This is a genomic window from Amycolatopsis sp. NPDC057786 (assembly GCF_042797905.1).
In the GTDB taxonomy this organism is placed as follows: Bacteria; Actinomycetota; Actinomycetes; order Mycobacteriales; family Pseudonocardiaceae; genus Amycolatopsis.
This window is the reverse complement of the sequence record NZ_JBHVKW010000032.1, coordinates 36,908-63,034: the sequence shown is the minus strand read 5'-3', so window position 1 is coordinate 63,034 and position 26,127 is coordinate 36,908. Positions and strand designations below refer to the sequence as shown.

At 69.3% G+C, this 26,127-nt stretch carries 26 protein-coding genes; 12 read left to right on the top strand and 14 right to left on the bottom strand.

What is annotated here, in order from left to right:
• Positions 1-4: 4 nt before the first annotated feature.
• Genes ACFVM3_RS18795 through ACFVM3_RS18785 form a run of 3 tightly spaced genes read right to left on the bottom strand, consistent with a single transcriptional unit; the run spans position 5 to position 2,472 of the window.
• Positions 5-856 (bottom strand): hypothetical protein, encoded by an 852-nt coding sequence (locus ACFVM3_RS18795; RefSeq protein WP_378440185.1) that lies wholly within the window; start codon positions 854-856, stop codon positions 5-7.
• Entirely contained in the window at positions 853-1,776 is a 924-nt protein-coding gene (locus tag ACFVM3_RS18790) for a hypothetical protein (protein ID WP_378440183.1), read from the bottom strand. The genes ACFVM3_RS18795 and ACFVM3_RS18790 overlap by 4 nt, the downstream gene beginning before the upstream one ends.
• Before the next feature lie 9 nt (positions 1,777-1,785).
• The gene (locus tag ACFVM3_RS18785) at positions 1,786-2,472 is read right to left on the bottom strand and encodes an HAD hydrolase-like protein (protein WP_378440199.1); all 687 of its coding nucleotides are present in this window, start codon (positions 2,470-2,472) and stop codon (positions 1,786-1,788) included.
• Between the two features lie 127 nt (positions 2,473-2,599).
• On the opposite strand from ACFVM3_RS18785, the gene ACFVM3_RS18780 reads away from it, so the two are divergent.
• The gene (locus tag ACFVM3_RS18780; protein WP_378440181.1) at positions 2,600-3,598 is read left to right on the top strand and encodes an ABC transporter permease; all 999 of its coding nucleotides are present in this window, start codon (positions 2,600-2,602) and stop codon (positions 3,596-3,598) included.
• On the opposite strand, the gene ACFVM3_RS18775 is transcribed toward ACFVM3_RS18780, so the two are convergent.
• Genes ACFVM3_RS18775 through ACFVM3_RS18765 form a run of 3 tightly spaced genes read right to left on the bottom strand, consistent with a single transcriptional unit; the run spans position 3,536 to position 5,335 of the window.
• A complete protein-coding gene (locus tag ACFVM3_RS18775; RefSeq protein WP_378440179.1) occupies positions 3,536-3,946 on the bottom strand; it encodes a secondary thiamine-phosphate synthase enzyme YjbQ in 411 nt (136 codons plus the stop codon). The genes ACFVM3_RS18780 and ACFVM3_RS18775 overlap by 63 nt on opposite strands.
• 5 nt (positions 3,947-3,951) lie before the next feature.
• A complete protein-coding gene (locus tag ACFVM3_RS18770) occupies positions 3,952-4,761 on the bottom strand; it encodes a DUF3626 domain-containing protein (RefSeq protein ID WP_378440177.1) in 810 nt (269 codons plus the stop codon).
• Positions 4,762-4,771: 10 nt separating this feature from the next.
• Positions 4,772-5,335: a helix-turn-helix domain-containing protein gene (locus tag ACFVM3_RS18765; protein ID WP_378440175.1), complete on the bottom strand. Its 564-nt coding sequence runs from the start codon at positions 5,333-5,335 to the stop codon at positions 4,772-4,774.
• Between the two features lie 31 nt (positions 5,336-5,366).
• Here ACFVM3_RS18765 and ACFVM3_RS18760 point away from each other — a divergent pair, with 31 nt between their 5' ends.
• Positions 5,367-5,897: a GNAT family N-acetyltransferase gene (locus tag ACFVM3_RS18760; RefSeq protein WP_378440173.1), complete on the top strand. Its 531-nt coding sequence runs from the start codon at positions 5,367-5,369 to the stop codon at positions 5,895-5,897.
• Between the two features lie 209 nt (positions 5,898-6,106).
• Here the strand turns inward: ACFVM3_RS18760 and ACFVM3_RS18755 are convergent, their stop codons facing one another.
• The 5 genes from ACFVM3_RS18755 to ACFVM3_RS18735 all read right to left on the bottom strand — a co-directional run bounded on the left by ACFVM3_RS18755 (position 6,107) and on the right by ACFVM3_RS18735 (position 10,524).
• On the bottom strand, positions 6,107-6,751 hold the full coding sequence (locus ACFVM3_RS18755) for a response regulator transcription factor (protein ID WP_125673115.1): 645 nt from the start codon (positions 6,749-6,751) through the stop codon (positions 6,107-6,109).
• An 8-nt stretch (positions 6,752-6,759) separates the two neighbouring features.
• Positions 6,760-8,022 carry a sensor histidine kinase gene (locus ACFVM3_RS18750; protein WP_378440171.1) on the bottom strand — a complete coding sequence of 421 codons (1,263 nt, stop codon included), beginning with the start codon at positions 8,020-8,022 and terminating at the stop codon, positions 6,760-6,762.
• 70 nt (positions 8,023-8,092) lie between these two features.
• Positions 8,093-8,293: a hypothetical protein gene (locus ACFVM3_RS18745; RefSeq protein WP_093934750.1), complete on the bottom strand. Its 201-nt coding sequence runs from the start codon at positions 8,291-8,293 to the stop codon at positions 8,093-8,095.
• A 10-nt stretch (positions 8,294-8,303) separates the two neighbouring features.
• Positions 8,304-9,419, bottom strand: a complete 1,116-nt coding sequence (locus ACFVM3_RS18740) for a fatty acid desaturase family protein (protein ID WP_378440169.1) — start codon at positions 9,417-9,419, stop codon at positions 8,304-8,306.
• Positions 9,420-9,432: 13 nt separating this feature from the next.
• Positions 9,433-10,524 carry a ferredoxin reductase gene (locus ACFVM3_RS18735; RefSeq protein WP_378440167.1) on the bottom strand — a complete coding sequence of 364 codons (1,092 nt, stop codon included), beginning with the start codon at positions 10,522-10,524 and terminating at the stop codon, positions 9,433-9,435.
• An 89-nt stretch (positions 10,525-10,613) separates the two neighbouring features.
• On the opposite strand from ACFVM3_RS18735, the gene ACFVM3_RS18730 reads away from it, so the two are divergent.
• The 5 genes from ACFVM3_RS18730 to ACFVM3_RS18710 all read left to right on the top strand — a co-directional run bounded on the left by ACFVM3_RS18730 (position 10,614) and on the right by ACFVM3_RS18710 (position 15,135).
• Positions 10,614-11,270: a TetR family transcriptional regulator gene (locus ACFVM3_RS18730; protein ID WP_378440165.1), complete on the top strand. Its 657-nt coding sequence runs from the start codon at positions 10,614-10,616 to the stop codon at positions 11,268-11,270.
• 331 nt (positions 11,271-11,601) lie between these two features.
• Positions 11,602-12,708: a Re/Si-specific NAD(P)(+) transhydrogenase subunit alpha gene (locus ACFVM3_RS18725; RefSeq protein ID WP_378440163.1), complete on the top strand. Its 1,107-nt coding sequence runs from the start codon at positions 11,602-11,604 to the stop codon at positions 12,706-12,708.
• Positions 12,708-13,007 carry an NAD(P) transhydrogenase subunit alpha gene (locus tag ACFVM3_RS18720; RefSeq protein WP_007032801.1) on the top strand — a complete coding sequence of 100 codons (300 nt, stop codon included), beginning with the start codon at positions 12,708-12,710 and terminating at the stop codon, positions 13,005-13,007. The genes ACFVM3_RS18725 and ACFVM3_RS18720 overlap by 1 nt, the downstream gene beginning before the upstream one ends.
• Positions 13,004-14,389, top strand: coding sequence for an NAD(P)(+) transhydrogenase (Re/Si-specific) subunit beta (locus ACFVM3_RS18715; protein ID WP_378440161.1), 1,386 nt, complete (start codon positions 13,004-13,006; stop codon positions 14,387-14,389). The genes ACFVM3_RS18720 and ACFVM3_RS18715 overlap by 4 nt, the downstream gene beginning before the upstream one ends.
• Entirely contained in the window at positions 14,386-15,135 is a 750-nt protein-coding gene (locus tag ACFVM3_RS18710) for a lipoate--protein ligase family protein (RefSeq protein ID WP_378440159.1), read from the top strand. The genes ACFVM3_RS18715 and ACFVM3_RS18710 overlap by 4 nt, the downstream gene beginning before the upstream one ends.
• Before the next feature lie 81 nt (positions 15,136-15,216).
• Here ACFVM3_RS18710 and ACFVM3_RS18705 read toward each other — a convergent pair whose 3' ends face one another.
• Positions 15,217-15,945 carry a histone-like nucleoid-structuring protein Lsr2 gene (locus ACFVM3_RS18705; RefSeq protein WP_378440157.1) on the bottom strand — a complete coding sequence of 243 codons (729 nt, stop codon included), beginning with the start codon at positions 15,943-15,945 and terminating at the stop codon, positions 15,217-15,219.
• 155 nt (positions 15,946-16,100) lie between these two features.
• Between ACFVM3_RS18705 and ACFVM3_RS18700 the strand changes: the two genes are divergently transcribed.
• Positions 16,101-17,474, top strand: coding sequence for a dihydrolipoyl dehydrogenase family protein (locus ACFVM3_RS18700; protein WP_378440155.1), 1,374 nt, complete (start codon positions 16,101-16,103; stop codon positions 17,472-17,474).
• On the opposite strand, the gene ACFVM3_RS18695 is transcribed toward ACFVM3_RS18700, so the two are convergent.
• Positions 17,471-18,916: a hypothetical protein gene (locus ACFVM3_RS18695; protein ID WP_378440153.1), complete on the bottom strand. Its 1,446-nt coding sequence runs from the start codon at positions 18,914-18,916 to the stop codon at positions 17,471-17,473. The genes ACFVM3_RS18700 and ACFVM3_RS18695 overlap by 4 nt on opposite strands.
• Before the next feature lie 192 nt (positions 18,917-19,108).
• Between ACFVM3_RS18695 and ACFVM3_RS18690 the strand changes: the two genes are divergently transcribed.
• The 4 genes from ACFVM3_RS18690 (at position 19,109) to ACFVM3_RS18675 (ending at position 24,532) form a co-directional block, all read left to right on the top strand.
• On the top strand, positions 19,109-20,581 hold the full coding sequence (locus ACFVM3_RS18690; protein ID WP_378440151.1) for a S8 family serine peptidase: 1,473 nt from the start codon (positions 19,109-19,111) through the stop codon (positions 20,579-20,581).
• Between the two features lie 385 nt (positions 20,582-20,966).
• On the top strand, positions 20,967-21,470 hold the full coding sequence (locus ACFVM3_RS18685; RefSeq protein WP_091599164.1) for a DUF3145 domain-containing protein: 504 nt from the start codon (positions 20,967-20,969) through the stop codon (positions 21,468-21,470).
• 42 nt (positions 21,471-21,512) lie between these two features.
• Positions 21,513-22,106: a hypothetical protein gene (locus ACFVM3_RS18680; RefSeq protein WP_378440149.1), complete on the top strand. Its 594-nt coding sequence runs from the start codon at positions 21,513-21,515 to the stop codon at positions 22,104-22,106.
• 65 nt (positions 22,107-22,171) lie between these two features.
• Positions 22,172-24,532, top strand: coding sequence for a cation-translocating P-type ATPase (locus ACFVM3_RS18675; RefSeq protein ID WP_378440147.1), 2,361 nt, complete (start codon positions 22,172-22,174; stop codon positions 24,530-24,532).
• On the opposite strand, the gene ACFVM3_RS18670 is transcribed toward ACFVM3_RS18675, so the two are convergent.
• Positions 24,520-26,061: an alpha/beta fold hydrolase gene (locus ACFVM3_RS18670; RefSeq protein ID WP_378440145.1), complete on the bottom strand. Its 1,542-nt coding sequence runs from the start codon at positions 26,059-26,061 to the stop codon at positions 24,520-24,522. The genes ACFVM3_RS18675 and ACFVM3_RS18670 overlap by 13 nt on opposite strands.
• Positions 26,062-26,127 lie beyond the last annotated feature (66 nt).

The window sequence follows — 26,127 nt, the reverse complement described above, 5'->3', positions numbered from 1 at the left end:
AGTGCTACTCGCGACGGATGCTCTCACCCATCTTGAGGACGACATCTCTGGCTATCGCGCCGGGGATCTCCTGGTCCGCCAGTACCAGGAGGACGTGGTAGCGGCCTGATCCCGGCAGCGCGCGCAGCGGGAGGGCGATCGCGGTGATCGCGACCGACGGGGCGGGGCACGGACCGTCCGGATCGGGAACGACGGTGGTGGTCACGGCGGTGGCGGTCGTCCCGCCGTCCAGGACCGGCAGCGGGCCGGTTTCGCCGACCTCCGCCTTCGGGGAGCGTCCGTACGCCGCTTCGGCCCAGCGCAGCGTCGTTTCCTCGGCGGCCTGGGCGAGGCCGCCGACTTCGCCCTCGTCGATGGTGGTGAAGCCCGCCGTCGCTCGTGCCGAGAGATCGGTGCTGGGGCAGAAGGCGCGGCGGAACCGCGCGACCCCCTGCAGGGTGACGAGGTCGCCGGCCGGGGTCTCGTAGCCGATGGCGACGTCGGGCTCTTCGAGCTTCCAATCGGGCGGGACGTCGTAGACGAACGGGTGATCGTCGGACACCACCGGTTGCCAGCCCGCGATCACGGGCCGGATCCGCGTGGCGGGTGCCGGATCGGGCAGGACGAGTTCGTGGGCGGACGGCGGTGGAGGCGCGGTTTTGGCCTGGTAGGTGGCCGTCGTGCCGACGGCGAGGACGACGGCCAGCCCGAGGACACCCAGCGTCGGCCTGAGGCGGAGGCGACGGCGCGGCGGGTCGGCGTCCCGGACGACGGGGAGCGGCCTCGTCTGTTCGGCTTCGGTTTCGAGCGGCTGCCCGGTGAGCGGATCGACGAACCACGGCCGAGGTTCGTCGATCCGCCCACCGGGGCCGGTCATTGCTGCGGCCTCAAACTCGCGAGGATCTTCTGTGCGTCCGCCTCGGGCAGCGCGTCCGGCGTGCCCTGGTCGATGGCCATGACGAAGCAGATGGTCTGGTCGCCGGACTTGAACGCGGCCGAAGTGACCTTCACGCTCGGCGCCCGGCAGTCCTCGGTTTCGGCGGGGATGAACGTCCCGGTCGAGCTGACCGCCTGGATCGACCCGCTCGCGATGGGGACCTGCGTGATGGCGGGCATCGGGACGTCCTGCTTGCCGGTGGCGGACTGGATCCAGAGCCGCACGGCGCCCCTGGCGGCGTTCTCGACCGGGATCTGGTCCGCGGTGGCGAAGCCGACGACACCGCGGTTCGAGCCGCGGGCATCCGGGCAGGCGCCGAGTTTGTACGTCGACGCCTCGTGGATGACCATCTTGAACTCGCCCTCGTTGTAGCCGACGATCTGGCCCGGCTTGGTCTCCCAGCCCGACGGGGGCAGGTCGTAGGCGGTTTTGTCCTTCACTGACAGGATCCCCTGCCAGCCAGGCGTCGTCGAGGGGACTTTGTTGTCCTTCGGGGCACCACTGCTCGAGGACGGCGGCTTCGAGGCCGAAGTCGACGGGGGCGCCGGCTCGGAGGAAGGCGGCGGCCCGGCCTGAGGCTGCGGCTCTTCGCCGTCACGAAGGACGAAGAAGAGCGTGGCACCGACGGCGATCACCAGAACCAGCGCGCCGAGGCCGATCCACAGCCCCTTGTTGCCCTTCTTCGGCGGCTCCGGCGAGAACCCCTGGTACGTCTGCTGCGGGAACTGCTGGTAACCCGGGTACTGCTGCTGGGCGTACTGGGGCGGATGCTGGGGTGGGTAGCCCTGCTGCGGGGGTTGCTGCCGGTAGGGCTGTTGCGGTTGCTGCTCCGGCCAGCCGTTGCCGCCTGGGTATGCCATGAAGCGAGCTTAGTTAACGTCTCCGAGCACGGCCGCACGTACCGCTGCCAGGTCGGACAGGTCTCCGAGCACGGTGTGCGCGCCCGCGTCGGCCAGTTCCTCCGCGCTGAACTGCCCGGTCGCCACGGCCACCGCGACGGCGCCGTTGTCGAGCGCGGCCCGCACGTCGTCCGGGGTGTCGCCGATGACGACGACCGACGCAGGAGCGAACTCGGTGCCGTGTTTCGCCGAAGCGTGGCCGACGGCGGCGGGCACCAGATCGGGGCGGTGCGTCGAGAGCGAGCCGTAGCCGCCGATCTCGAAGTCCACGTGCTCGTGCAGGTCGAACGCGGTCAGCTTGTGCACGGAGATCTCCGGCAGATTCCCGGTGACCAGAGTCTGGACGACGCCGCCATGCGTCGCGAAGGCGTTCAGCGCGTCCTTCGCGCCCGGGAGCGCCCGGCCGCTCGAAGCCAGCGTTGGGGCGTGGCTTTCGGAGACCGCGATCAGCGCGAGCCAGAGCTTGCGCACGTTCTCCTCGGTGGGCTCGACGCCGTGCGAGGTCAGGATGTCCGCGCTGATGGCGCGTTCGGTGCGGCCGCCGAAATTCGGCAACGCCCGCAGCTCGACGCCCGCGACCTCGGCGAGCGCGGTCGTGTACCAGGCGGCGCCGATGCCGCGCAGGTCCACGAGGGTCTGGTCGATGTCCCACAGCACGAGCCGGTGCGGAGTAGTCACGCGGTCGACGGTACCGGTGAGCTTATTCAACGTCTGTTGACTTCCGTGGGCGGTGCGCCTACCTTGGCAGTTAATTCAACAGCTGACGAATAAATGGAGAACGGTCATGTCGAACCGTCGCCCCGCCGGGGCCTTCGCCTTACTCGCCGCGGTGGCCGGTGCGCTGGTCGCCGTCGTGCTCGGCTTTCTCACCTTCGGCGCGCAGGCCACCGTCGCGCCCGACGGGCTGCCCATCGCCGTCGCCGCACCCCCCGGCCCGCTCGAGGCGGCCGCGAAGGGGATCGCGTCCCATGGTGGCGGCCAGGTCTCGTGGCGGGTGACCACGCCAGAGGAGGGGCGAAAACTGTTGGCGGACAAGGAGGTCTACGGCGTTCTCGAACTGCCGTCGACGGTCGTGGTCTCCGGCGCGGTGAACCCGTCCGGAACACAGATCGCGCAACAGGCGCTGACCGGTGCCGCGCAGGCACTCGGCGGGACGCCGAAGGTCGAAACGCTCTATCCCGCGAGCGCGGCGGGCAGGGTCGCGCCGCTCGCGTTGAGCGCGCTCGCGTGGGTCGGCTGCCTCGCCGCGGGCGCGGTGCTGATCCTGGCCGGACGGCGGATCGGCCGGGACGCGGGAGCCGCCGCGCGCTTCACGCAGATCGTTTCGGCGGGCGTGCTGGTCACCGGGGTGCTGGCCGGATTCCTGAAGCTGTGGGACTCCGCGCTCCCGCTCGGCTGGGACGTCCTCGGCTTCCTTTTCCTGACCTCGACCGGGTTCGCCGCCCTGCAGACCGGGCTGCTGCGACTGCTCGGCGTACGGGCGATGGCGATCCTCGGCCCGCTGTACCTGGTCGCGCCCGCCGTCGCGGGTCAGGTGCCGGAGCTGCTGAATCCCGCGTACCGCGCGGTGCTGTGGTCCTGGACGCCGTTCCGGTTCGCCGCGGAAGGGCTCCGGAGCCTGCTGCAGGGTGTGCCCGGCGCGCCGGACGTCGCGACCGGGGTGTGGGTGCTCGGCGGACTGCTCGCGGCGGGGCTGGTGCTCGCGCTGTGGCCGGGCCGGTCAGCCCTCCAGAAGGCTGAAGCGGACACGCCGGACCGGGTTGTCCAGGTTGGTGTCCACTAGGCAGACCGACTGCCAGGTGCCCAGCGTCATCGCCCCGCCGAGCACCGGGATCGTCGCGAACGGCGGCAGCAGTGCGGGCAGGACGTGGTCACGGCCGTGACCGGGACTGCCGTGCCGGTGCCGCCAGCGGTCGTCGCGGGGGAGCAGGTCGTCGAGCGCCGCCAGCAGGTCGTCGTCGCTGCCGGCGCCAGTCTCGAGGATCGCCAGCCCGGACGTCGCGTGCGGGACGAAGACGTGCAGGATCCCGTCCTCGGCGTCCGCGTCGCGCAGGAAGGCCTCGGCGTCCCTGGTCAGGTCGTGCACCACGGCCACGCTGCCGGTACGCACCTCGATCTCCGTGGAATACATGCTCTTCACGGTAGTGCCCCGTAGCGCGCCACGTAGTGCCAGACGCGTTTGAGGGCCTGCTGGTCGACGTCGCGGGCTTCGCCGAGGACTCGCGGGTCGAGGTAGCCGTCTTCGGCCAGTGCCAGGCCGAGTTCGACGAATCCGGGACCGCGGTACCTGGGGTGCTGTTCGAGTTCTTCTGTGGACAGGCGGAATCCGGGATGCCACTCGACCGGGCAACCGAGTCTCGCCGCGGCCTTTTCGACGTCGGTGCCGCGGTGGCTCGGGTCGAGAACGAGGGCTTCGACGTCCGTCGTGAGATCGACCGGGCCGTGGACGTGGGCCTCGATGTAGTCGTCGAGAAGATCGGTATCGGCCTGCTCCGCCAGCGCGATCAGCGCGGAAACCCTGGTGCCGCAGCCGAAATCCGCCGGGTTCAGCACGCTGTCCGGGTAGCAGAACGTCGTCCGCGCGGCCGTGTGCGCGGCCATCCGGAAATGGGCGGAGCCGAATCTCGGCGCGCCCCCGACCGCGCGGCGGCGGAAGTTCAAGGCGCCGTACTTCGGTCGTTCGGCGGCGGCCGCGTCGTCGTAGGCGCCGCCGAACATCCGGCTCTCCCAGTGCCAGCGATCTCCGCCGGGATACGCGGTGAGTCCTCCGTTGCTCGTCCCGGTTTCGAACTGGTTACGGTAGAACCCGTCCTCCGCCATCGCCGCCAGCAGCGGGCGTCCGTCCACTGTGGACCTGTCCGGATGGAAATGCAGTGTCACCGGCAGTCCGGCCTCGTGCCCGCCGCGTACTTTCGCCGCGACGTACGCAAGTGCCCGCTGGTTCATCAGCCGAGTATCAGGCGTGCCGCCGGGCGAGGGCGACCAGATATCGGACCGGCTCGCCGGTCGGGTTCACGTAGGCGCACGGTTTGGGGGTGCCGAGCTGGAGGCAGTCGCCGGCGTCGAGTTCGTGTTCGACGTCGCCCTCGCGGAAGCGCAGATGCCCGTCGAGCACCCAGATCTGGTGATGGGTCAGCGCATAGGTGTGCGCGGGGAAGGCGACCTCGGCGCCGGCGGGCAGCACGACCTCGACCAGTTCCAGTGGCCCGCCGAGCGTGGGTGAGACCGCGCGGCGCACGTACCCGGTGTCGGGATCGGTCCAAGTCGGCTGATCGGCGGCGCGCACGACGCGCCGGTCGCCGTGTTCGGCGCGGGCGATCAGCTCGGACAACGTCATCCCGAGGGCGGCGGAAAGCCTGCTGAGCAGGACCGCCGTCGGCTGCGCCTCGCCCCGTTCGATCTTGCCGATCATCGCCCTGGACACGCCCGAGGACTCGGCGAGGGCGTTGGCCGAAAGGTTCTGGTCGAGTCTCGCGGACTGGAGCGTCGCGGCGAGCGACGCGGACAAGGGATCCGACATGCTGCCCACTATAGTGGCAGCCTCGGTTACTATGGTCGCCATGGTGATCAGGGAAGCGACGGAAGCCGACGCGACGGCGTGTGCGGAGATCTACGCGCCGTATGTCACCGACACGGTGATCTCGTTCGAGACCGAGCCGCCCAAGCCGGACGAGATGGCCGAGCGCATCGCCAAGGCACAGCGCTCACACGCATGGCTTGTGCTCGAAGACGACGAAGGCCGCGTCGCCGGCTACGCCTACGGAGGCCCCTTCAGTGGTCGGCCTTCTTATCGATGGTCATGTGAGGTCAGCATCTATCTGGAGCTCGGCCGCCGGAGGACGGGTGGCGGCCGCGCGCTCTATCAGGCGCTGCTGGACAAGCTGGCGTCGCGCGGATTCCGGAACTTCTGCGCGGGAATGGTGCTGCCGAACGACGCGAGCGCCGGGCTGCATCGCGCGCTGGGCTTCGAGCCGGTGGGGACGTACCGGCGGATCGGGTACAAGCACGGCGCCTGGCGGGATGTCGCGTGGGTCCAGTTGTGCCTGCCGGAGGTGGACGGCGTTCCGGTGGAGCCTCGCTAGGCCGGATCCGCCGTGAGTTCCGTTTCCAATCACGCGAGTTCGCCGTCCAATCACGCGAGTTCGCCCTTCAGTCACGCGAGTTCGCCTTAAGATCACGCGCCGACCAGGGGATCCTCCGCGTGGCCGCGAATTCGCCGACAGGCCCGTGCGACGCGGCGAAAGCGCCCTTCACCGCACGAGATGCGGGAAAAGTCCCCTTCAGACCGCCCTTAGGACTCCAGATACCGCAGCACGGCGAGAACCCGCCGGTTGTCCCCTTCGGACTGGGGCAGCGCCAGCTTCCCGAAGATGCTCGACACGTACTTCTCCACCGAGCCCGCCGACAGGAACAGCGCCGCCGCGATGGCCGAGTTCGACCGGCCTTCGGCCATCAAGCCCAGTACCTCACGCTCCCGCGGTGTCAACCCGGCGAGCGCGTCCGTCTTCCGGGTGGCGGTGAACAGCTGGCTGACCACTTCTGGGTCGAGAACGGTCTCGCCGTCGGCCACCCGCCGGAGCGCGTCGAGGAAGTCCGACACCTCCGCGACGCGGTCCTTCAGCAGATAGCCGACACCGCCCGCGCGGTCCGCCAGGAGCTCCGTCGCGTACTGCGTCTCGACGTACTGCGAGAACAGCAGAATCGCGCATCCCGGCAGTTCCGCGCGCAGCGCGATGGACGCGCGCAGCCCTTCGTCGGTGTGCGTCGGCGGCATTCGGATATCCACAATGGACACATCGGGGCGGTGTTCGCGCACCGCCGCGCACAGGCTGTCCCCGTCGGCGACGGCCGCGACGACCTCGTGCCCCCGAAGGTTCAGCAGTTCGACGAGCCCCGCCCGGAGGATGGCCGAATCCTCCGCGATCACGACGCGCACGCCGCCCCCTATTTCCGTATCGGTATATCCGCGCTGATCACCGTAGGCCCTCCCGGAGGGCTGTCGATGTCGAGCCCGCCGTCCACCGTCGCGAGCCGCTCGGCGATCCCGGCGAGCCCTCCGCCGCGTACCGGCCGGGCCCCGCCTTCGCCGGCGTCGCGCACCACGAGCCGCAGGTCTTCGCCGACGATACCCACGTCGACCTCGATCGCGGAGGAAGTGTGCTTCGCGGCATTCGTCAGCAGCTCGGCCACGGTGAAGTAGGCGATGGTCTCGATCGACGGCGAAGGCCGGTCCGGCAGGTCCACGGTGATCCGCGCGTCGATGCCCGAACCCGCGGCCAAAGTGGACAGAGCGACGTCGAGGCCCGCGTCGAGCGCGGCGGGATGGATGCCCCTGGCGAGGTCGCGCAGCTCGATCAGAGCCTGTTTCGCGTTGGCGTGCGCGGCCGTGACGAGGGCGGTGACCTGCTCGATGTCGCCGCCGCCTGCCAGCTCGTCCTTCGCGATGCCGAGCTTCATCGCCAGCGCGACCAGCTGGGCCTGCGCGCCGTCGTGCAGGTCGCGTTCGATCCGGCGCAGCCGCCGCGTCGCGTCGTCGACCGCGGTCGCGCGGCTGCGTTCGAGATCGCGCACGCGTTGGGAGAGGTCCTCGGCCCCCAGGACTCCGCGCACCAGCAGACGGTCGAATTCGGTGAGACCGTGGACCACCCACGGCATCGCCAGCAGGACGGCCAGCCCGGTGACGGCGAGCGGCAGGGTGAGGGGCCAGGTGTCGACGCGGAGGTCGAACGTCGGCATGGCCTCGCCGTTCAGGGTGAACCAGAACAGCGGATAGCTCAGCGTGCTCACGGCGTAGACGAAGAGGGACGCGACCAGGAAGAACTCGATCAACGACAGCGGCAGCCGGATCAGCAGGTAGGCGATCGAGCGCCAGCCGAGCGGATCCCCGAGCCGTCCTTTCACGCCGTTCCAGAGCCCTGGCCGCGGTTCGGGCCGGGCGGGCGGGGTGACCGTCGTCCCGAGCAGGACGCGCGCCAGGCCGACGTGGGCGATGCCGATCAGCCGCGCGCCAGCCAGGACACCGATGAGCACCGGCAGCCCGATGGTGAGCAGACTCAGGCCGAAGCCGAGGAGCAGCCCCACGACCACGAGCACCACGAACGCCAGTGTCAGCGGCGCGCCGATGATCACCCACACCAGCTCGGCCCAGTACGCGCGGCTCAGCTGTGCGCTGAGGACGCGTCGAGGCAGGGCGAGGTGGGTGGTCACGGCTTCAGCCTGCCGTGGCCACCCACCTCGTGCCCATGGGGTTTTCCGTAATCTTCGGCGACCTGTGCCGCTAGTCCTCGCGGGTCTCGTCCGCCTGCGCCCGCTGGGACGCCTCGCGCATCTCGATGACGTCCGTCAGCCAGTCGCCGGTCTCGCGGGCGATGTCCCGGATCGCGCCGGTGATGATCGTCGCGATGTTGCCGATATGGGTGGCCGCGGACTCGGTGACCTCTTGGACCACGTCCTTGGTGCTTTCGAACTGACCGACCATGTCAGACACCTTAAGCCGCTCGGAGGGTCTTGTCGCTCTCCACGGTAGCCGGTGTGCGGGGCTCACCGTTCCACGGAAGGGCCAGTTTCACGATCTTCTTGGCCACCGAGAACAGCTGCTTGCGCAGGGGGCCGGTGTTGTACGGCAGGCCGTACTTCTCGCAGATCGCCCGCACCTCGCCCGCGATCTCCGGGTAGCGGCGCGCCGGGATGTCCGGGAACAGGTGGTGCTCGATCTGGTGCGAGAGGTTCCCGGTCATGATGTGGAAGAGCTTGCCGCCGGTGATGTTCGCCGAGCCGAGGATCTGCCGCAGGTACCACTGGCCCCGCGACTCGTTCTCGGTCTCCTCCTCGGTGAAGCTCTCGACCTCGGCGGGGAAGTGCCCGCAGAAGATGATCGAGAACGCCCACAGGTTGCGGGTCAGGTTCGCGGTGGCGTTGCCAAGGAGGGTCAGCGGCGCGAGCGGACCGGTCAGCAGCGGGAACAGCACGTAGTCCTTGCCGACCTGGCGACCTGCCTTCTTGAGCATCTTCAGGCCGACCTCCTTGTTGTCCGACCACTTGCGCTCGCCCTTGACGACGCGGTCGAACTCGAGGTCGTGCAGCATGACGCCCCACTGGAAGAACAGTGCGAGCAGCGTCGCGTACACCGGGTTGCCCAGGTAGTACGGATGCCATTTCTGCGCGGTGTCCATCCGCAGGACGCCGTAACCGATGTCGCGGTCCTTGTCGAGGATGTTCGTGTACGTGTGGTGGATGTAGTTGTGAGAGTGGCGCCAGTTCTCCGACGGCGCGACGGTGTCCCATTCGAACTTCTGCGAGCTCAGCGCCGGGTCGCGCGTCCAGTCGTACTGGCCGTGCATGACGTTGTGGCCGATTTCCATGTTGTCGAGGATCTTCGCCACGGAGAGCGCGGTCACCCCGGCGACCCACGCCGGCGGGAAGAACCCGGCGAACAGCAGCCCGCGGCCGGCGACCTCGAGCGCGCGCTGGGTCTTGATGACGTTGTGGATGTAGTCGACGTCGGCCTGGCCGAGATCGGCGACGATCCGCTGCCGGATCTCGTCCAGTTCGCGGCCGAACGCCTCGACCTGGGCGGGGGTGAGCTTGTCCTGCAAGCCGGTCATCACGGGCTCCTTTCTAAGCGTTGATCTCGACGTCCCCGACCGGGACGGAGATGCAGAGCTGGATTTCTTCGTTCTCTTCGCTCGAGGTCTCGCCGGTCTTCGCGTTGCGCACACAGCCGGAGGTCTTGATCTGCGTGCAGGAGAAGCAGATGCCCATCCGGCAGCCGTGTTCCGGGCTGAGCCCCGCCTCTTCGGCCTGCTCCAGCAACGGTTTCCCGGAGTTGGCGAACTCGCGGCCGCTGCGCGCGAACCGCACCTGCCCTTCGGCGTTCTCGGTGTCGAAGGTGAGCGCGGGCGGCGTGAACTCTTCGGTGTGCAGATGTGCGCCCAGCCCGTCGGCCTCGAAGACTTCGCGGACGGAGTCCATCAATGGCTTCGGCCCGCAAAGGAAGGTTTCGGCGTCGGGGTACCACGGCGCGGCCTCGGCGAGGTGCTCCTTCGAGAAGAACCCGTGCAGGTCGCCGCCGGTCTTGGCGTGAGTGAACGCGTGTACCACCCGCAGTCCGGGCAGGCGGCGCGCGAGGTCGGCGAGCTCGGCGCGGTAGAGCGCGTCCTCGGCGCCGTTGGAGTAGTGCAGGAACGCGAGATCGCCCTCGTACTTCTCGTCCGCCAGCGTGCGCAGCATGGACAGGACGGGGGTGATCCCGCTTCCGCCGCTCAGCAGCAGGATCCGGCGGGGCCTCGGCGATGGCAGGGTGAATCCACCGTCCGGAGTGGACAGTCCGAGCACCGAACCGATGGTGACCGTGCGGTTCAGATGGCGCGAGACGAGCCCTTGCGGGTCGGCCTTGATGGTCAGTTCCAGTGATCCGTCGTGCTCCGAACCGGCAGGTGAGTAGCAGCGGGTCCGGCGGACGCCGTCGATCTCGACGGTCACCCGCACGTACTGGCCCGCGAGATGTCCCCGCCAGGCGCGGCTCGGCCGGATGGTCAGCGTGACCGTGTCGGGTGTCTGCCGCCGGACGTCGGTGACCAGGCCGCGGATCTCCCGGCGGACCAGCATCGGATCGACGAGTTCGAGGTAGCGGTCCATGCCATGGGGCGTGAGCAGGGCCTCGGCCAGCGAGGCCAGCCGCCTGGCCCTGCGCGGTACCAGTGCCGTCATCACTTCTCCCAAATTCAGTGAACGCTTGTACACTCAATAGTGAAGTGGCGATGGTCGCGCTTGTCAACGCGAGAGGAGGGCGATGTGACGTGAGTGATACCGCGGAGGCGATTACGCTGTCCGTCGTGACAACGGAGCCCGTTTCCCGGCAGGAGCGCAAACAGCGCACACGGCAGGCGCTGCTGGACGCCGCCCTGGACCTGGTGGCGGAACGAGGGTTCTCCGGGCTCAGTCTGCGCGAGGTGGCGAAGCAGGCCGGGATCGTGCCGACGGCGTTCTACCGTCATTTCGCGTCGATGGACGAACTGGGCGTGGCGCTCGTCGAGGAGTCGATGCGGACCCTGCGCACCATGATCCGTTCGGCACGCACCAAGCCTGCCGCCTACAACGACATGATCAGGACGTCCGTGCGCATCCTGCGCGAGCACGTACGCGCGCACGAGGACCACTTCCATTTCCTGACCAGGGAGCGGTACGGCGGCACGGGGCCGGTCCGGCAGGCGATCGCGTTCGAACTCAAGCTCTTCGTCAGCGAGCTCGCCGTCGACCTCGCGCGGTTCGACAATCTCCGCGAATGGAGTACCGAAGACCTCCATCTGCTCGCCGACCTGATCGTGACGACCATGCTCACGACGGTGCTGGAACTGCTCGAGGCGCCTTCGCGTGACGACGAGATCGGGCGCACGGCCGAACGGCGGTTGCGGCTGATCTTTCTGGGCGTGCCGAACTGGCGCAGCGTTCCGTGATGCGGAAAGCGCTGCCCCGCAAGGCGGGCTGAAAGCGTCCTTCACCGCATGTCACGCGGTGAAGGGCGCTTTCGTCGCATCTGATGCGGTGAAAGTCCCCTTCACCCGCCTGCTGCGGTTGATCTCACGGACTCGATGATCGCCACGTTCGCCGCAGGCACCAGCGGCCGAACCCCCTATGACGTCGCGCACCTGGATCGATGGCTGGATCGATCGTGATGAGCGATGTCACGGAAAGATGCCGCCCGGATACGTTCAGCCAGGAAAGTTGTCGGCCGGGCGTGGTAAGAAGTGCGGGTTCGTGTGGTCCTCTCCAGCGAGGAGGTCGCCTGTGGCGGCAGAGAACGAGCAGCTCACGGTCGGTGTGGTCCGGGAAACCGGACAAGGCGAACGCCGTATCGCGCTGGTACCGAAACTCATCGAGCGCGTTTCCGGACGCGGACTGCGGGTGGTGGTCGAGCCCGGCGCGGGCGCCGGCGCGCTGCTCGCCGACGAGACCTTCGAGCAGGCGGGAGCGGTGATCGGCGATCCGTGGGATGCCGACATCGTGGTGAAGGTGGCGCCTCCGAGCGCGGCCGAAGTCGCGAAGCTCAAGCAGGGCACCATTCTCATCGGCTTCCTGAATCCGAGGGGTGATCCCGACGGGATAGCGGCACTCGAAGCGGCGGGCGTCCGCGCCTTCGCCGTCGAGGCGATCCCGCGGATCTCCCGCGCGCAGGCGATGGACGCGTTGTCGTCGCAGAGCAGCGTCGCGGGCTATCGCGCGGTCTTGCTGGCCGCGGAGAAACTCACCCGCTTCTTCCCGATGCTCACCACCGCCGCCGGGACGGTGCCTCCGGCGAAGGTGCTCGTGCTCGGCGCCGGTGTCGCCGGGTTGCAGGCCTTGGCGACGGCGAAACGGCTCGGCGCGCAGACGACCGGGTACGACGTCCGGCCGGAGGTCGGCGAGCAGGTGAAGTCGCTCGGCGCGAAATTCCTCGACCTCGGCATCGAGGCGGTCGGTGAAGGCGGGTACGCCCGCGAGCTGACCGACGAGGAAAAGGCCGAGCAGCAACGCAGGCTCACCGAGGCGATCACGAGGTTCGACGTCGTGATCACCACCGCGCTCGTCCCCGGCCGCCGGGCGCCGGTCCTCGTCACCGCCGACGCGGTGAAGGGGATGCCCGCGGGCGGTGTCGTGGTCGACCTCGCCGGAGAGTCCGGCGGCAACTGCGAACTGACGAAACCGGGCGAGGAGGTCGTCGAGCACGACGTCACCATCTGCTCACCGCTCAACCTCGCCGCGGAGATGCCCGCGCATTCCAGCGAGCTCTACGCGCGCAACGTCACCGAGTTGCTCGAACTGCTCGTCGACAAGGAAGGCAAGCTCGCGCTCGACTTCTCCGACGAGATCGTCGCCGGGGCCTGCGTGGCCGGAAAAGAAGAAGGAGGCGAGTGATGCTCGTAGGCAGTTTGGCGATCCTCGTACTCGCCGGATTCGTGGGTTTCACGGTCATCTCCAAGGTGCCCAACACGTTGCACACCCCGCTCATGTCGGGCACCAACGCGATCCACGGCATCGTCCTGCTGGGCGGGCTGATCGTGCTCGGCCTCGGGGTCGACGGCGTACTGAACAAGATCCTGCTGGTGATCGCGATCGCCTTCGGCACGATCAACGTGGTCGGCGGCTTCCTCGTCACCGACCGGATGCTCTCGATGTTCAAGGCGAAGAAGCCGGAAGACGGTGGTGACAAGTGACGACCTTCATCGCCGTCCTCTACATCATTTCCTTCGCGCTGTTCATCTACGGCCTCATGGGCCTGACCGGTCCGCGCACCGCGGTGCGCGGCAACTGGATCGCCGCGGTCGGCATGGGTATCGCGGTGATCGCGACACTGCTGACGCCGGGCATGAGCAACTGGCTGCTCATCGCGCTCGGCGTCGCGATCGGTGTCGTCGTCGGCGTGCCGTCCGCGCGCAAGGTGAAGATGACCGCGATGCCGCAGATGGTGGCGCTGTTCAACGGCGTCGGCGGCGGAGCGGTCGCGCTCATCGCGTGGGTCGAGTTCCGCACCACCGAGGGCTACGCGCACGAGCCCGCGTATGTCGCGATCGCGTCGTTGTTCGCCGCGATCGTCGGTTCGGTGTCCTTCTGGGGATCGAACATCGCCTTCGGGAAACTGCAGGAACTCATCTCCGGCCGCCCGATCACCCTGGGCAAACTGCAGCAACCGGTGAACGCCCTGGTGCTGATCGCCGCGATCGTGCTCGCGGTCGTCATCGCAGTCGGCGGTGACGCCGAACTGCTGATGATCGGCCTGCTGGTCGCGGCGGGCGTGCTCGGCGTGGTGGTCGTGCTGCCGATCGGCGGCGCGGACATGCCGGTCGTCATCTCGTTGCTGAACGCGCTCACCGGATTGTCGGCCGCGGCCATGGGGCTCGCGCTCGACAACACCGCGCTGATCGTGGCGGGCATGATCGTCGGCGCCTCGGGCTCGATCCTGACGAACCTGATGGCGAAGGCGATGAACCGGTCGATCCCGGCCATCGTCGCCGGCGGGTTCGGCGGCGGCACGGCGGTCGCGAGCGGCGGATCCGGCGAGGTCCGGCCGGTCCGCAGCACCAGCGCGTCCGACACCGCGATCCAGATGGCGTACGCCAACAAGGTCGTGGTCGTGCCCGGCTACGGCATGGCCGTCGCGCAGGCGCAGCACGTGGTCCGCGAGATGGCGAAACTGCTGGAGGCCAAGGGGATCACGGTCGCGTACGCCATCCACCCGGTGGCGGGCCGGATGCCGGGGCATATGAACGTGCTCCTCGCCGAGGCCGACGTCCCGTACGAGCAGCTCAAGGAGATGGACGAGATCAACTCCGAGTTCGCCCAGACCGACGTCGCGCTGGTGATCGGCGCGAACGACGTCACGAACCCGGCCGCGGAGACCGATCCGGGCTCGCCCATCTACGGGATGCCGATCCTCAAGGTGAACCACAGCCGGTCGGTGATCGTGCTCAAACGCGGCATGAGCTCGGGCTTCGCCGGTATCGACAACGAGCTCTTCTACGATGCGAAGACCAGCATGCTCTTCGGCGACGCCAAATCGTCGGTGGGCGAGATCGTGGAGGAACTCAAAGCACTGTGACCGGTCCCTCGGAAGTCGTCGCCTCGTTCGACGACCCGGCCGACAACCTCGCGTTCGACGAAGCCCTCCTGCGTGCCGCACCGGAGGCGCCGGTCCTGTGGATCTGGCGCAACACCGACTGTGTGGTCGTGGGGCGGGGGCAGAAGATCGAACGCGAGGTCAAGGCCGACGTCTGCGCGAGCGACGGCGTCCCGGTGCTGCGCCGGGCCAGCGGCGGCGGCACCGTGTTCCATGATCCCGGCAATCTCAACATCACGCTCGTCCTGCCGGGGCTCGGTTTGTCGGAGAAATCCGTCAGACCGTTGGAAGCGCTCGGGGAACTGATGACCGCGACGGTGGCCGAACTCGGGCTGCCGTCGCGGCTCGGTGATCGAGGCCTGTTCGTCGGTGACGCGAAGCTGTGCGGTTTCGCCGTGTTCCGGACGAGAACGGGCTTGCTCGCGCATTCCACGTTGCTCGTCTCGACCGCGGCGGAACGGGTCGGCCGGTATCTCACTTCGGCACCCGCGGATCCCCGTCCGCTCGACTCGCATCGGAGCCCGGTCGCGTCGCTCGCCGAGCATGGCCTGCGCAAAGGTGTTGCCGAAGTCACGGCCGCGGTCCGCGTGGCGGCGGCCGCGCGACTGGGTGAACTCACCACCCGGAAGCCCTCGGCCGCGGAGCTGGAGCAGCACCGCTCGCTCCAGCACACGCGGTACCACTACCAGGAATGGCATGCCAAGGGTGCGCAGAGAAAAGAATCGTGAGTGATTCGGACCCGAATCACTCACGACACAAAAGGGCCCCATTCGCCACTGTGCGAAGGGGGCCCTTTTGTTTATCGACTACTACTTTTCCGTGGCCGAGAAGGTCACGACGGGCACCTTGCGGGCGGCGCGCGTGGTCTTCTTCGGCTCGGCGGCCTTCTTCGCCGGAGCCTTGGCGGCGGCCTTCGGCGCGGCCTTGGCAGCCGTCGTCTTCGCGGCGGCTGCCTTCGGAGCGGCCTTCGCCGCCGTCGCCTTGGCAGTGGCCTTCGGCGCCGCCTTGGCCGTGGTCTTGGTCGCGGCGGCGGTCTTCGCGCGACCGGCCGGAGCCTTGGCCGCGGTGGTCTTCGCCGCCGTGCCGCGGGCCGACTTCGCCTTGGCGGCAGTGGCTTTCGCCGTGGTCTTGGCCGGAGCCTTTGCCTCCGCCTTGGCGGCGGTGGTCTTCGCGGCGGCGGTCTTGGGAGCGGCCTTGGCAGCGGCGGGCTTGCGGCCCGCGACACCCTTGGCGGCGGGCTTGCGACCCGGCTTCGCGGCCGTCTTCGACTCGGTCTTCGCGGCGGTGGCCGCGGTCTTCGGGGTCGACTTGGCCACGCGCGCGCCCTTGGGCCGCTGCACGACCCGCGGCCGCAGCTTGCGTCCGCCGATCCGGCGGCCGTTCTCCACATACGCACGCAGGATTCCCCGGAGTGCGGTGGCGTTGTCGGCCGAAAGGTCGATGTCGTAAGCGATTCCGTCCAAACCGAAAGCGACCGTTTCTTCGGCCGCCTCGCCGGTCAGATCATCCAATAAATGCACAGCAGTGTTCCTGGCCATGAAAAACCTCCCGCGCTCGATCGTTCTACTGCGTAACCGGCACGGCGAAACCTGACCCGCGGCTGATGACTCACGCAGCGACACGAGGATAGCGGCAGGTTGCGCGAAGCTGCGCGGTGGTGTGCGCTGAATGCATGTCAGCACAGGATTTTGACGTGATCGTGATCGGAGGCGGCCCGGTCGGCGAGGTCGCCGCCGAACGGGCAGCGCGGGGCGGCCTCCGGGTCGCACTCGTCGAACACGAACGCTTCGGCGGCGAATGTTCTTACTGGGCCTGCATTCCGAGCAAGGCGCTGCTGCGGCCGGGCAACCTCCTCGCCGCCGCCAAACGGGTTCCCGGTGTCCCGGTCGGCGACGCGGTCGACCCCGCCGAGGTGTTCGCGCGACGGGACTGGTTCACCGGCAAGGGAGACGACACCGGACAGGTCAAGTGGGCCGAAGGCGTCGGGATCGTCCCGATCCGCGGCCACGGGCGGATCACCGGTGAGCGGGAGATCACTGTCGACGGCGGCGACGTACTGACCGCTCGGCACGCCGTGATCGTCGCCACGGGCAGCGTCCCGCGGACGCCGTCGATCCCCGGGCTGGACACCGTTTCCCCGTGGGGTTCGCGGGAGGCGACTTCGGCGGAGAAGGTTCCGGGCCGCCTCGGCGTACTGGGCGGCGGTGTCGTCGGTGTCGAAATGGCGCAGGCGTTCGCCACGCTCGGTGCCGAGGTCCACCTGATCATCTCGGGCGAACGTCCGTTGCCCCGGCTGCCGGAGTTCGCGGGCGACGCCGTCGTCGCGGGCCTCCGCGAAGCCGGGGTCACCGTGCACACCTGCTCCGGCCTCGACTCCGTGTCCGCTGTGGACGGTGGTAAGGAATTGGCCTTGAAAGGTGGGGAGCGGTTGGTCGTCGACGAGTTGCTCGTCGCCACCGGCCGCCGTCCGGCGACCGACGGACTCGGCGTCGAGACGCTGGGGCTCGAAGCGGGCGCGCCGCTCACGACGGACGACAACGGCCGGGTGTCCGCTGTGGACGGTGGCTGGCTGTTCGCCGTCGGCGACGTGACCGGCCGGGCGCCCCTGACCCATCAGGGCAAATACGCGGCAAGGGCCGCGGGTGACGCGGTGGCCGCGCAGGCCGCGGGCAAGCCCGTCGAGTCCGCCGCGTGGAGCGCGCACAGCGCCACCGCCGATCACCACGCCGTCCCGCAGGTCGTGTTCACCGACCCGGAGGTCGCTTCGGTCGGGCTCGCCGGGCCGGAGGAGGGCAAGCCGCACCGCGTCGTCGACATCGACATCGCGGTGGCCGGTTCGTCACTGCACGCGGACGGTTACACGGGCAAGGCGCGGATCGTCGTCGACACCGAACGCGGTGTCCTGCTCGGCGCGACCTTCGTCGGGCAGGACGTGGCGGAACTGCTGCACGCGGCGACGATCGCGATCGTCGGCGAGGTCCCGCTGTCGAGGCTGTGGCACGCGGTCCCGTCGTTCCCGACGGTCAGCGAGGTATGGCTGCGCCTGCTGGAGGCGTACGGGCTCTAGCCGTTCACGGGCAGTTCGAGCGCGGCCTTCGCGCCGCGAACGAGGCCGGGGTCGTCCGGAGTGGACGGTCCCGGCACCCACACCACCTGGACCAGCCGGACCGATTTCCCGTCCAGGCTGCTCTGGTAGGCGGCGCCTTCGAACACCGGGACATCGCTCTGCCACTGGTTGGTCTCGGTGGCGAGGTCGAGGATGCCGCCCCCGCCCGGGGTGTCGGCGATGGCCTTGAACGCGGTCGCCTGCTGTGTACTCGGGAATTCCACGACGGCGATCGTCACCGCGGCGGACCGGCCGTCGATGGAACTGGCGAAGCTGGCCCGTTTCACCGCGGAGCAACTCGTCTGCTGAAGGCTCGCCTGGACGTCGCCGTACGCGTGCGACGCGCATTTCTGGTCCGCGGCGGACGCCCGCGACGTGAACTGGATGTTCTCCACCGCGCTGCTGCTCGGCGGCGGCGGACTGGTGGCCGGGGTCGGCGGCGGGGGAGTCTGCGTGGACGCGGTGTCGTCACCGCCGGAAGCGACGCTGATGGCCGCGACCAGCAGCACGATCAGCAGGCCGATCGCGGCGACCGGGAGCCATTTCACCGTCTTGGACTGCTGCGACGTCTTCGGGCCGGGCTCGGCGGGAGCGGCTTCCGGTGGCGGGGCCTGCCGGGCGGGCGGAACGGGCTGCGCGGCCACGGCCTGCGGAACGGGCGGAGCGGCTTGCGCCGGTTTGGCGGGCGGAGCGGGCGGGACGGCCGATTTCGTGGGTCTCTTCCCCGGATGCTGCACGGGAACCGTCTGTGCGATCGCGACGAGCGGGTTCTCGCGGATCACCGTCGGCTCGTCGTCGGAGTAGGCGCTGAACCCTTCCCCGAGCAGCATCTCCTCGGGCATCGGCGGCGCGTCCGGGGCGAGCGCGGCGATCAGCTCCCGCGCCTGCTGGACCGAGCGGGGGCGCGGCGCGGTGGCCAGGGAGACCGTCGCGGCGAGCATCGTCGTCGCCGTCGGGTAGAGGACGCGGACCGAGCCGGCGAGATCCGCGGCAGGCTGGTCGACCGTCTCGACGTACGGCCCGACGGCGATGATCGTGCCGATCGGCCCGGCGCCGGGGGCGACGTCCGCGATCTTGTGGGTGCACGCGGCGGACAGCGAGAGCGCGTCCGTGGCCGGGTTGATCGAGGTGTCGCCGTGGACCAGCGGCCAGCCGTCGGCCTTCCACGGCCCGCCGAGCGGGGCTTCGAGTTTCAGCGCCGGATCCGGCAGGTCGACGCCGATGACGATGAGTACACCCTTCGGCATGACCACGACGGCCTCGACGGGCCTGCCGTCGACCGGGCTGGCGCCGATCAGGGCGACCCCGCCCACGACGTTGCTGCCCCGGCCGAGTGAAGCCAGCGCGGCGCGGACGTCCTCGGCCACCCGGGACGGCTGCTGAGCGAGGCGAACGAGTCGCACCGAACCCCTCCCCATCTCGTCGGTCTCGGTGCACAAACTAGCGCCTCCATCCAGCGTAACGAGACGACACGTCGCAGGTAGGCGCGGTGATGTTGCTCCGAAAAGTTGTAATGCGCGTGAGCACCGTCACCCGTCCGGGTGGTACTCGTTGGTAAGTGACAGTTCCCTGCCCCCTGTCACCAGGAGAAACACATGGCCGCATTTCGCCACTGGCGTCGACGTGCAGCGCTCGTCGTCGCCCTGCTAGCCGTCCCGGCCGCGGGGATGGCTCCCGCGCAGGCCGCGGGACCGCTCGCGCCCGTCGCCCCCGGACTCTCCCGGCTGCTCTCGACCGCCACCGGTGCCACAGGAGTGACCGCGCTCGTGCACGCCGGCGACATCGCCACCGCCGAACGCGCCGCCCGCGCGGCCGGGCTCGAGAAGATCACCTCGTTCCGGAAGATCGGCGTCGTCGCCGTCCGGGGCACGGCGGACCAGGTGCGCGCGGTTCGCGGGGCCGCCGGTGTCACCTACGTCGAAGGCAACGAGAAGCTCAAGGCGCACGGCAGCGCCGGCACCACGGCGACGCGAAGCCTCCAGACCCAGACTCAGCTCAAGGACGCCGGTGGCGCTCCCGTGGACGGCAGGGGCGTCTCGGTCGCGATCATCGACACCGGCGTCGACCCGACGCATCCGGCCTTCAAGGGCGCCGACGGCAAGACACGGGTCGTGCGCAACCTCAAGAGCCTCTGCCTGAACGGCACCGCGACGAACTGCATCGTCGACGTCCCGACCTCCGTCGACACCGACACGCTCTCCCTTGGCGGCCACGGCACGCACGTCACCGGCATCGCCGCCGGGAACCGGCTGACCCTGGCCGACGGCACCAAGGTCGGCGGCTCGGCGCCGGGCTCGAAGATCGTTTCGGTCTCGACCGGTGCCGCGCTGCTCGTGCTCGGCACGGACGCGGCGCTGAACTGGGTCCTGGAGAATCACAAGGCGCCCTGTGGCGCGGGCGTCGCGGCATCGGTGTGCCCGCCGATCAAGGTGACCAACAACTCCTACGGCCCGAGTGGTGGCGGCACCTTCGACCCGAACTCGGCGACGGTGAAGCTGCAGCGCGCTCTCGCCGCGGAAGGCGTCGTCACGGTGTGGGCGAACGGGAACGACGGCGGTGACGGTTCGGCGAACCTCTCCAACCCGCCGGGACAGGACCCGACTCCGGGCGTGCTTTCCGCGGCGTCGTTCAACGACCAGGGGACCGGCACCCGCGACGGCACGGTGTCCGACTTCTCCTCGCGCGGCCTCAAGACCGACCAGGCCAGCTGGCCGGACGTCTCGGCGCCGGGGGAGAACATCCTCTCGGCGTGCCGCCCGACGCAGCCGATCTGCACGCAGGGCCTCCAGCCCAAGAACGGCCCGGGACTCCTGGACCTCGGCACCTACAACGTGATCAGCGGGACCTCGATGGCGGCACCGCAGATCACCGGGATCGTCGCGCAGCTGTTCCAGGTCGCGCCGAACGCGAGCCCGGGTGACATCGAGGCCGCGATCAAGGGCACGGCGTACAAGTTCGCCAACGGCTCGCCGTACGTGGCCGCGGGGCCGTACACGTCGAGCTTCGACAAGGGCACCGGCCTGGTGGACACCTTCGCCGCGGCGGAGTCCCTCGGCGCCCAGGGTTAACCCGCCTCAAGTCCGTGAAGGCCCCTTCCCTCGGCTCAGCTGAGGAAACTCGACCTTCACACCTTCCCCAGTACATGAAGGCCCCCTTCCTTGCGCCTAGGTACAGGAAGGGGGCCTTCATGTACTTCAAGGTGGCACGCCCCGCTGCTGACTCGATCACCCGCGTGAGGGATCCCTCCGGCCGTGATCGCGGTGAGGTGGCGGCGACCTTCACGCGAGTCCTGCGTCCCAATCAGGTGCGACTTGTGGTGTTCATGTGGCCAAACAGCACAGTTGGGGTGCACAATGTGCTCACGCGTACCGGGAGGCGGCACGAGCCACCTGACCAGCGCAGCTCGCGAGGTCGTAGGGGAAGACGCCCCTCGTCGAGTAGCGGAGGTCAGCAGTGAGCACCCGTGGCAACACCCGTGGCGTGGTGTACGTCCACTCGTCGCCGTCTGCGGTGTGTCCGCACGTCGAGTGGGCCATTTCGGGCACCTTGGGTGCCCGAGTCGAGTTGAAGTGGACGGCGCAGCCCGCCAGTCCAGGACAGCTCCGCGCCGAATGTGGTTGGCGTGCGCCTTCGGGCACCGGCGGAAAGCTGGCGTCCGCGCTCAAGGCGTGGCCGATGATCCGGTTCGAAGTCACCGAAGAGCCCAGTGCGGGGGTCGACGGAGAGAGGTTCTGTTTCGCTCCGGGCCTCGGCCTGTGGCACGGCAGGACCAGTGCCAACGGCGACATCGTCGTGGGCGAGGACCAGTTGCGTGCCTTGGTGAGCAAGGTCCGCACCGGCGAATCGCTGGCGCACAAGCTCGACGAGCTCCTCGCCGCCAACTGGGACGAAGCGCTCGAACCGTACCGGCACGCCGGCGACGGCGCCCCGGTCACCTGGCTGCACCAAGTCGGGTAGACGCCGGTGATGACGGAAGAGGCGGGCGGCTAACCTTTCAGGGTGACCGCCCAGCCTCGCCCCCTCTCTCGTCAGCGGTGGCTGATCCCCGTTCTCGTGGTCGTGATCTCCTTGACCGTCGGCGTGGGATTGCTGGCACGTGATCTCTACACGCGCCCGGAGGCCGCGCCCACCGAGCCGGTCGTGAGCGAGTCGCCGACGTCGGTCGCCCCGGAGCAGCAGCCAGGCTCGCCCGTCGTCGAGGTGACTCCGGACGTCTTCACCCATCCGCAGTACCAGAGCGTCCGGCAGGTGCTGCAGGGGTATTTCGACTCCATCAACGACCGCGACTATCCGAAGTGGACATCGGTGGTCACCCGCGAGCGGGCCAAGACCAAGACCGCGGCGGAGTGGAAGAAGGACTATCAGTCCACTCGGGACGGCAGCATCCTCGTCTACCGCATCGAGCCGAGCACGCCGACCACGCTCCGGGTGCTCGTCGCGTTCACCAGCACGCAGGACGTCGAGGACGCGCCGCTGTATCTGCCGGAGGGGTGCATCCGCTGGCGGCTGGTGCTGCCGCTGAGGCTGGAGAGCGGATTGTGGCGCGTCGACACGACCGACGGCGGCACCACCCCCGAACACGAAAGATGCTGAAGTAAGGGACGACATGGTCCCCGAGGCTGACGCGGGCCGGCGCCGGGCGGAATAGAGTCGCGGGCATGGCAATTGATCAGCCGGCCCTGCTGACCGACGCCTCAAGGGGGCTCACCAGCGAAGAGGTCGCCCAGCGGGTGGCCGCGGGCCAGACCAACACGGTCTCGACGAAGACCAGCCGGACGACCGGCGAGATCATCCGGGCGAACGTCCTCACCCGGATCAACGCGATCTACGGCGTCCTGTTCGTGCTCATCCTGTCGACCGGATACTTCATCGACGGGTTGTTCGGCGGGCTGATCATCGTCAACAGCGCGGTCGGCATCATCCAGGAACTCCGGGCGAAACGGACACTGGAACGGCTCGCGATCGTCGGGCAGGCGAAGCCGACGGTCCGCCGAGACGGTCAGAGCACCGAGATCGCCCCGGAAGACGTCGTGCTCGGGGACCTCGTCGAACTGGGACCCGGCGACAAGATCGTCGTCGACGGCCCGACGCTGACGGCCGACGCGCTGGAGGTCGACGAATCCCTGCTGACCGGTGAATCCGATCCGGTGGTCAAACAGCCCGGCGACAAGGTGCTGTCCGGCAGCTTCGTCGTCGCGGGGAGCGGCACCTATCGCGCGGACATCATCGGTGACGAGTCCTACGCGGCGAAGCTGGCCGCGGAGGCCAGCAAGTTCACCCTGGTGAAGTCGGAACTGCGCCAGGGCATCGACAAGATCCTCAAGTTCATCACGTACCTGCTCATCCCGGCGGGCGCGCTGACGATCTACAACCAGCTCGCGGGCGACCAGGCGTGGCCGGACGCGCTGCGCGGCATGGTCGCGGCGCTCGTGCCGATGGTGCCCGAGGGCCTGGTGCTGATGACCAGTGTCGCGCTGGCGGTCGGCGTCATCCGGCTGGGCAAACGCCAGTGCCTGGTGCAGGAACTGCCGGCGATCGAGGGACTCGCCAGGGTCGACGTGGTGTGCGCGGACAAGACCGGCACACTCACCGAGAACGCGATGCGGCTTTCCGAGGTCCGGGAGATCACGCCGGGTCACCCGGTGGACGACGTGCTCGCCGCGCTCGCGGCCGCCGATCCGCGCCCGAACGCGAGCCTTCAGGCGATCGCGGAGGCGCACCGGACCGATCCGGGCTGGCGGGTCTCCACGACCATGCCGTTCTCCTCGGCGCGCAAATGGAGCGGTGCTTCGTTCGGCCCCGACGGCGACTGGGTGCTCGGCGCGGCCGACGTCCTGCTGCCCGAGGGCGAGCATCGGGCGGAGGCCGAGAAGATCGGCTCGCGCGGTCTGCGGGTCCTGCTGCTGGGCCGTGCCGAGCGGGCCGTCGACGCGGCCGAAGGCCCCGGCGAGATCGAACCGGTCGCGCTGGTGGTGCTGGAACAGAAGGTCCGCCCGGACGCGAAGGACACGCTGGACTTCTTCGCACACCAGGACGTCGCGGTCAAGGTCATCTCCGGCGACAACGCCATTTCGGTGGGCGCCGTCGCGGGCACCCTGGACCTGCCGGGCGCGGACAAGCCCATCGACGCGCGGAAGCTGCCGGACGACGCGGAGAAGCTCGCCGACACCGTCGAGGAGCGTGCCGTCTTCGGCCGCGTGACGCCGTTGCAGAAACGCGCGATGGTCGGCGCACTGCAGTCGAAGGGGCACACCGTCGCGATGACCGGCGACGGCGTGAACGACGTCCTCGCGCTGAAGGACGCGGACATCGGCGTCGCCATGGGTGCCGGCAGCCCGGCCACCCGCGCGGTCGCGCAGATCGTGCTGCTGGACGACAAGTTCGCCACGCTGCCGCATGTCGTCGCCGAGGGTCGGCGGGTGATCGGCAACATCGAGCGCGTCTCGAACCTGTTCCTCACCAAGACGGTCTACTCGGTACTGCTGGCGCTGATGGTCGGCATCGCGCAGGTGCCGTTCCCGTTCCTGCCGCGGCACATCACCATCACCGCGTGGTTCACGATCGGCCTGCCCGCCTTCGTACTCTCGCTGGCGCCGAACAACGAACGCGCCCGCACCGGCTTCGTCGGGCGGGTGATGCGGATGGCCGTCCCGGCCGGGCTGGTCATCGCCACCGCGACGTTCGTGAGCTACCTGCTGGTGTACAAGGGAGCCGGACAGTCCGAACTGGACAAGATCCAGGCGGGGACGACCGCGCTGATCACGCTCATCACGATCGCGCTGTGGGTGCTCGGGATCGTCGCGCGGCCGTACCGGTGGTGGAAGATCCTGCTGATCGGCGGGATGGTCGTGCTGACGCTCGCGTTGTTCCTGATCCCGTTCACGCAGAAGTTCTTCGCGCTGGACCCGAGCGTGAGCGCGTACACGCTGTCGGCGTTCGCCTGTGCCGGGGTGGGGATCGTGCTGGTGGAGGCCGCCTGGTGGATCGGGCGGCATCTGGTCAAGCGTCAGGAGGCCTGACAGGCGAGGAAATCCACGATCGCGTTCACCACCGCGTCCGCGTCTCCGACGTACGGCAGGTGGCTGCGTCCCTCCAGCGCGACGAACCGGGCGTCCCGGATCCGGGTGGCGAGTTCCCTGCCCGATTCGTAGGGGATGGCCCGGTCTTCTCGCCGGTGCAGGACCAGCGTCGGGACGGTGACCCGGTCGAGCAGTTCGGTGACGCGGAATTCGTAGCAGGTGGTCAGCAGACCGGCGGCCGCCTCGGCCGACGCCGTCGCGCGCTGCATGCGGACGAACCGCGCGCGGGCCGCCGCGTCGCCGTCGGGCATCAGGACGTCGGCGAGCAGTTCCGTGCCGAGGCCCCAGTTCTCCCGGACCAGGCCCACGAAAGCCCGCCGGGCGGACGCGGGCGCGATGGCACCGCCGTCGGCGTACCCGCCGTACAGCACGAGGTGATTCACCCGGTGCGGATAGCGGGCCGCGAACGCCAGCGCCACCGGCGCCCCCATCGACCCACCGAGGAGGGCCACCCGCTCCGCCCCGGCCGCGTCGACGACCGTGCGCAGCGCTTCGACCTCGCCGTCCAGCGACCGCGGCTGGAGAAGGGGGCCGGACAACCCAGTGCCCGGCATGTCGTAGCGGATCACCCGGTGCCCGGCCACCAAGGGTGCGTAGAGCGCGCGCAGTCCCGGGTCCTCCCAGCCCAGTTCCAGCGCCGCGATCCAGGCGGGCGGGACCACCAGCGGGGGGCCCTGCCCGGTGGCGTTGTAGGCGATGCGTGCGCCGGAACCGGTGGTGCAGAACCTGTTCGGCTCGGCGGTGAGCTGGGCCGGCGGCCGATCCAGGGAGGTGTCCTGACGGAGCAACGCGGCGTGCGATTCGCGCAGAGCCGGGCCCGGCTCGACACCCAGCTGTTCGTCCAGCGCCCGCCGCAGCCGGTCGTACACGTCGAGTGCGTCCGCCTGCCGTCCCACGCCGTACAACGCGAGCATCAGCTGCCGGTGCAGGTGCTCGCGGAACGGATGCAGTCGGCACAGCTCTTCCAGTTCGGGTACGAGCCGCGCGTGCTCGCCGAGCGCCAGCCGTGCCTCGCCGAGCGCCTCCACGGCGTCGAGCCGCAGCAACGCGAGCCGCTCGGCCTGTTCGTCCAGCCACCGCATGCCGGTGACGTCGGCCAGCGGCTCGTCCCGCCACAACGCCAGGGCTTCTCGCAGGCACGCGGCGGGATCCGGCGCCTGCCCGGCCTGCTCGACCAGGCGTTGCGCGCCACCCAGATCCGTCGCCGCGTTCAGGACATAGCCGGGGGAGCGGGCCACGATCGCGTCGCGGTCGCCCAGTATCCGCCGCAACGCCGAAACGTGGGTCTGCACCGTATTCGCGGCGGGCGGCCGGGCACCCCACACCACGTCGACGAGCCGGTCGACGCTCACGATCTCGCCCGCCCGCAGGGCCAGCACGGCGAGCAACGCCTTGCGCCGCGACCCCCGCACCGGCCGCACCACACCGCCGGCCACCACGTCCACCGGACCGAGAATCCGCACCAGCATGAGACCCCCTCTTGGAGAGTCGCCGCCCGGGGCGAAAACGTTCCGCCGCAGCGCGAGCGCAGCGGT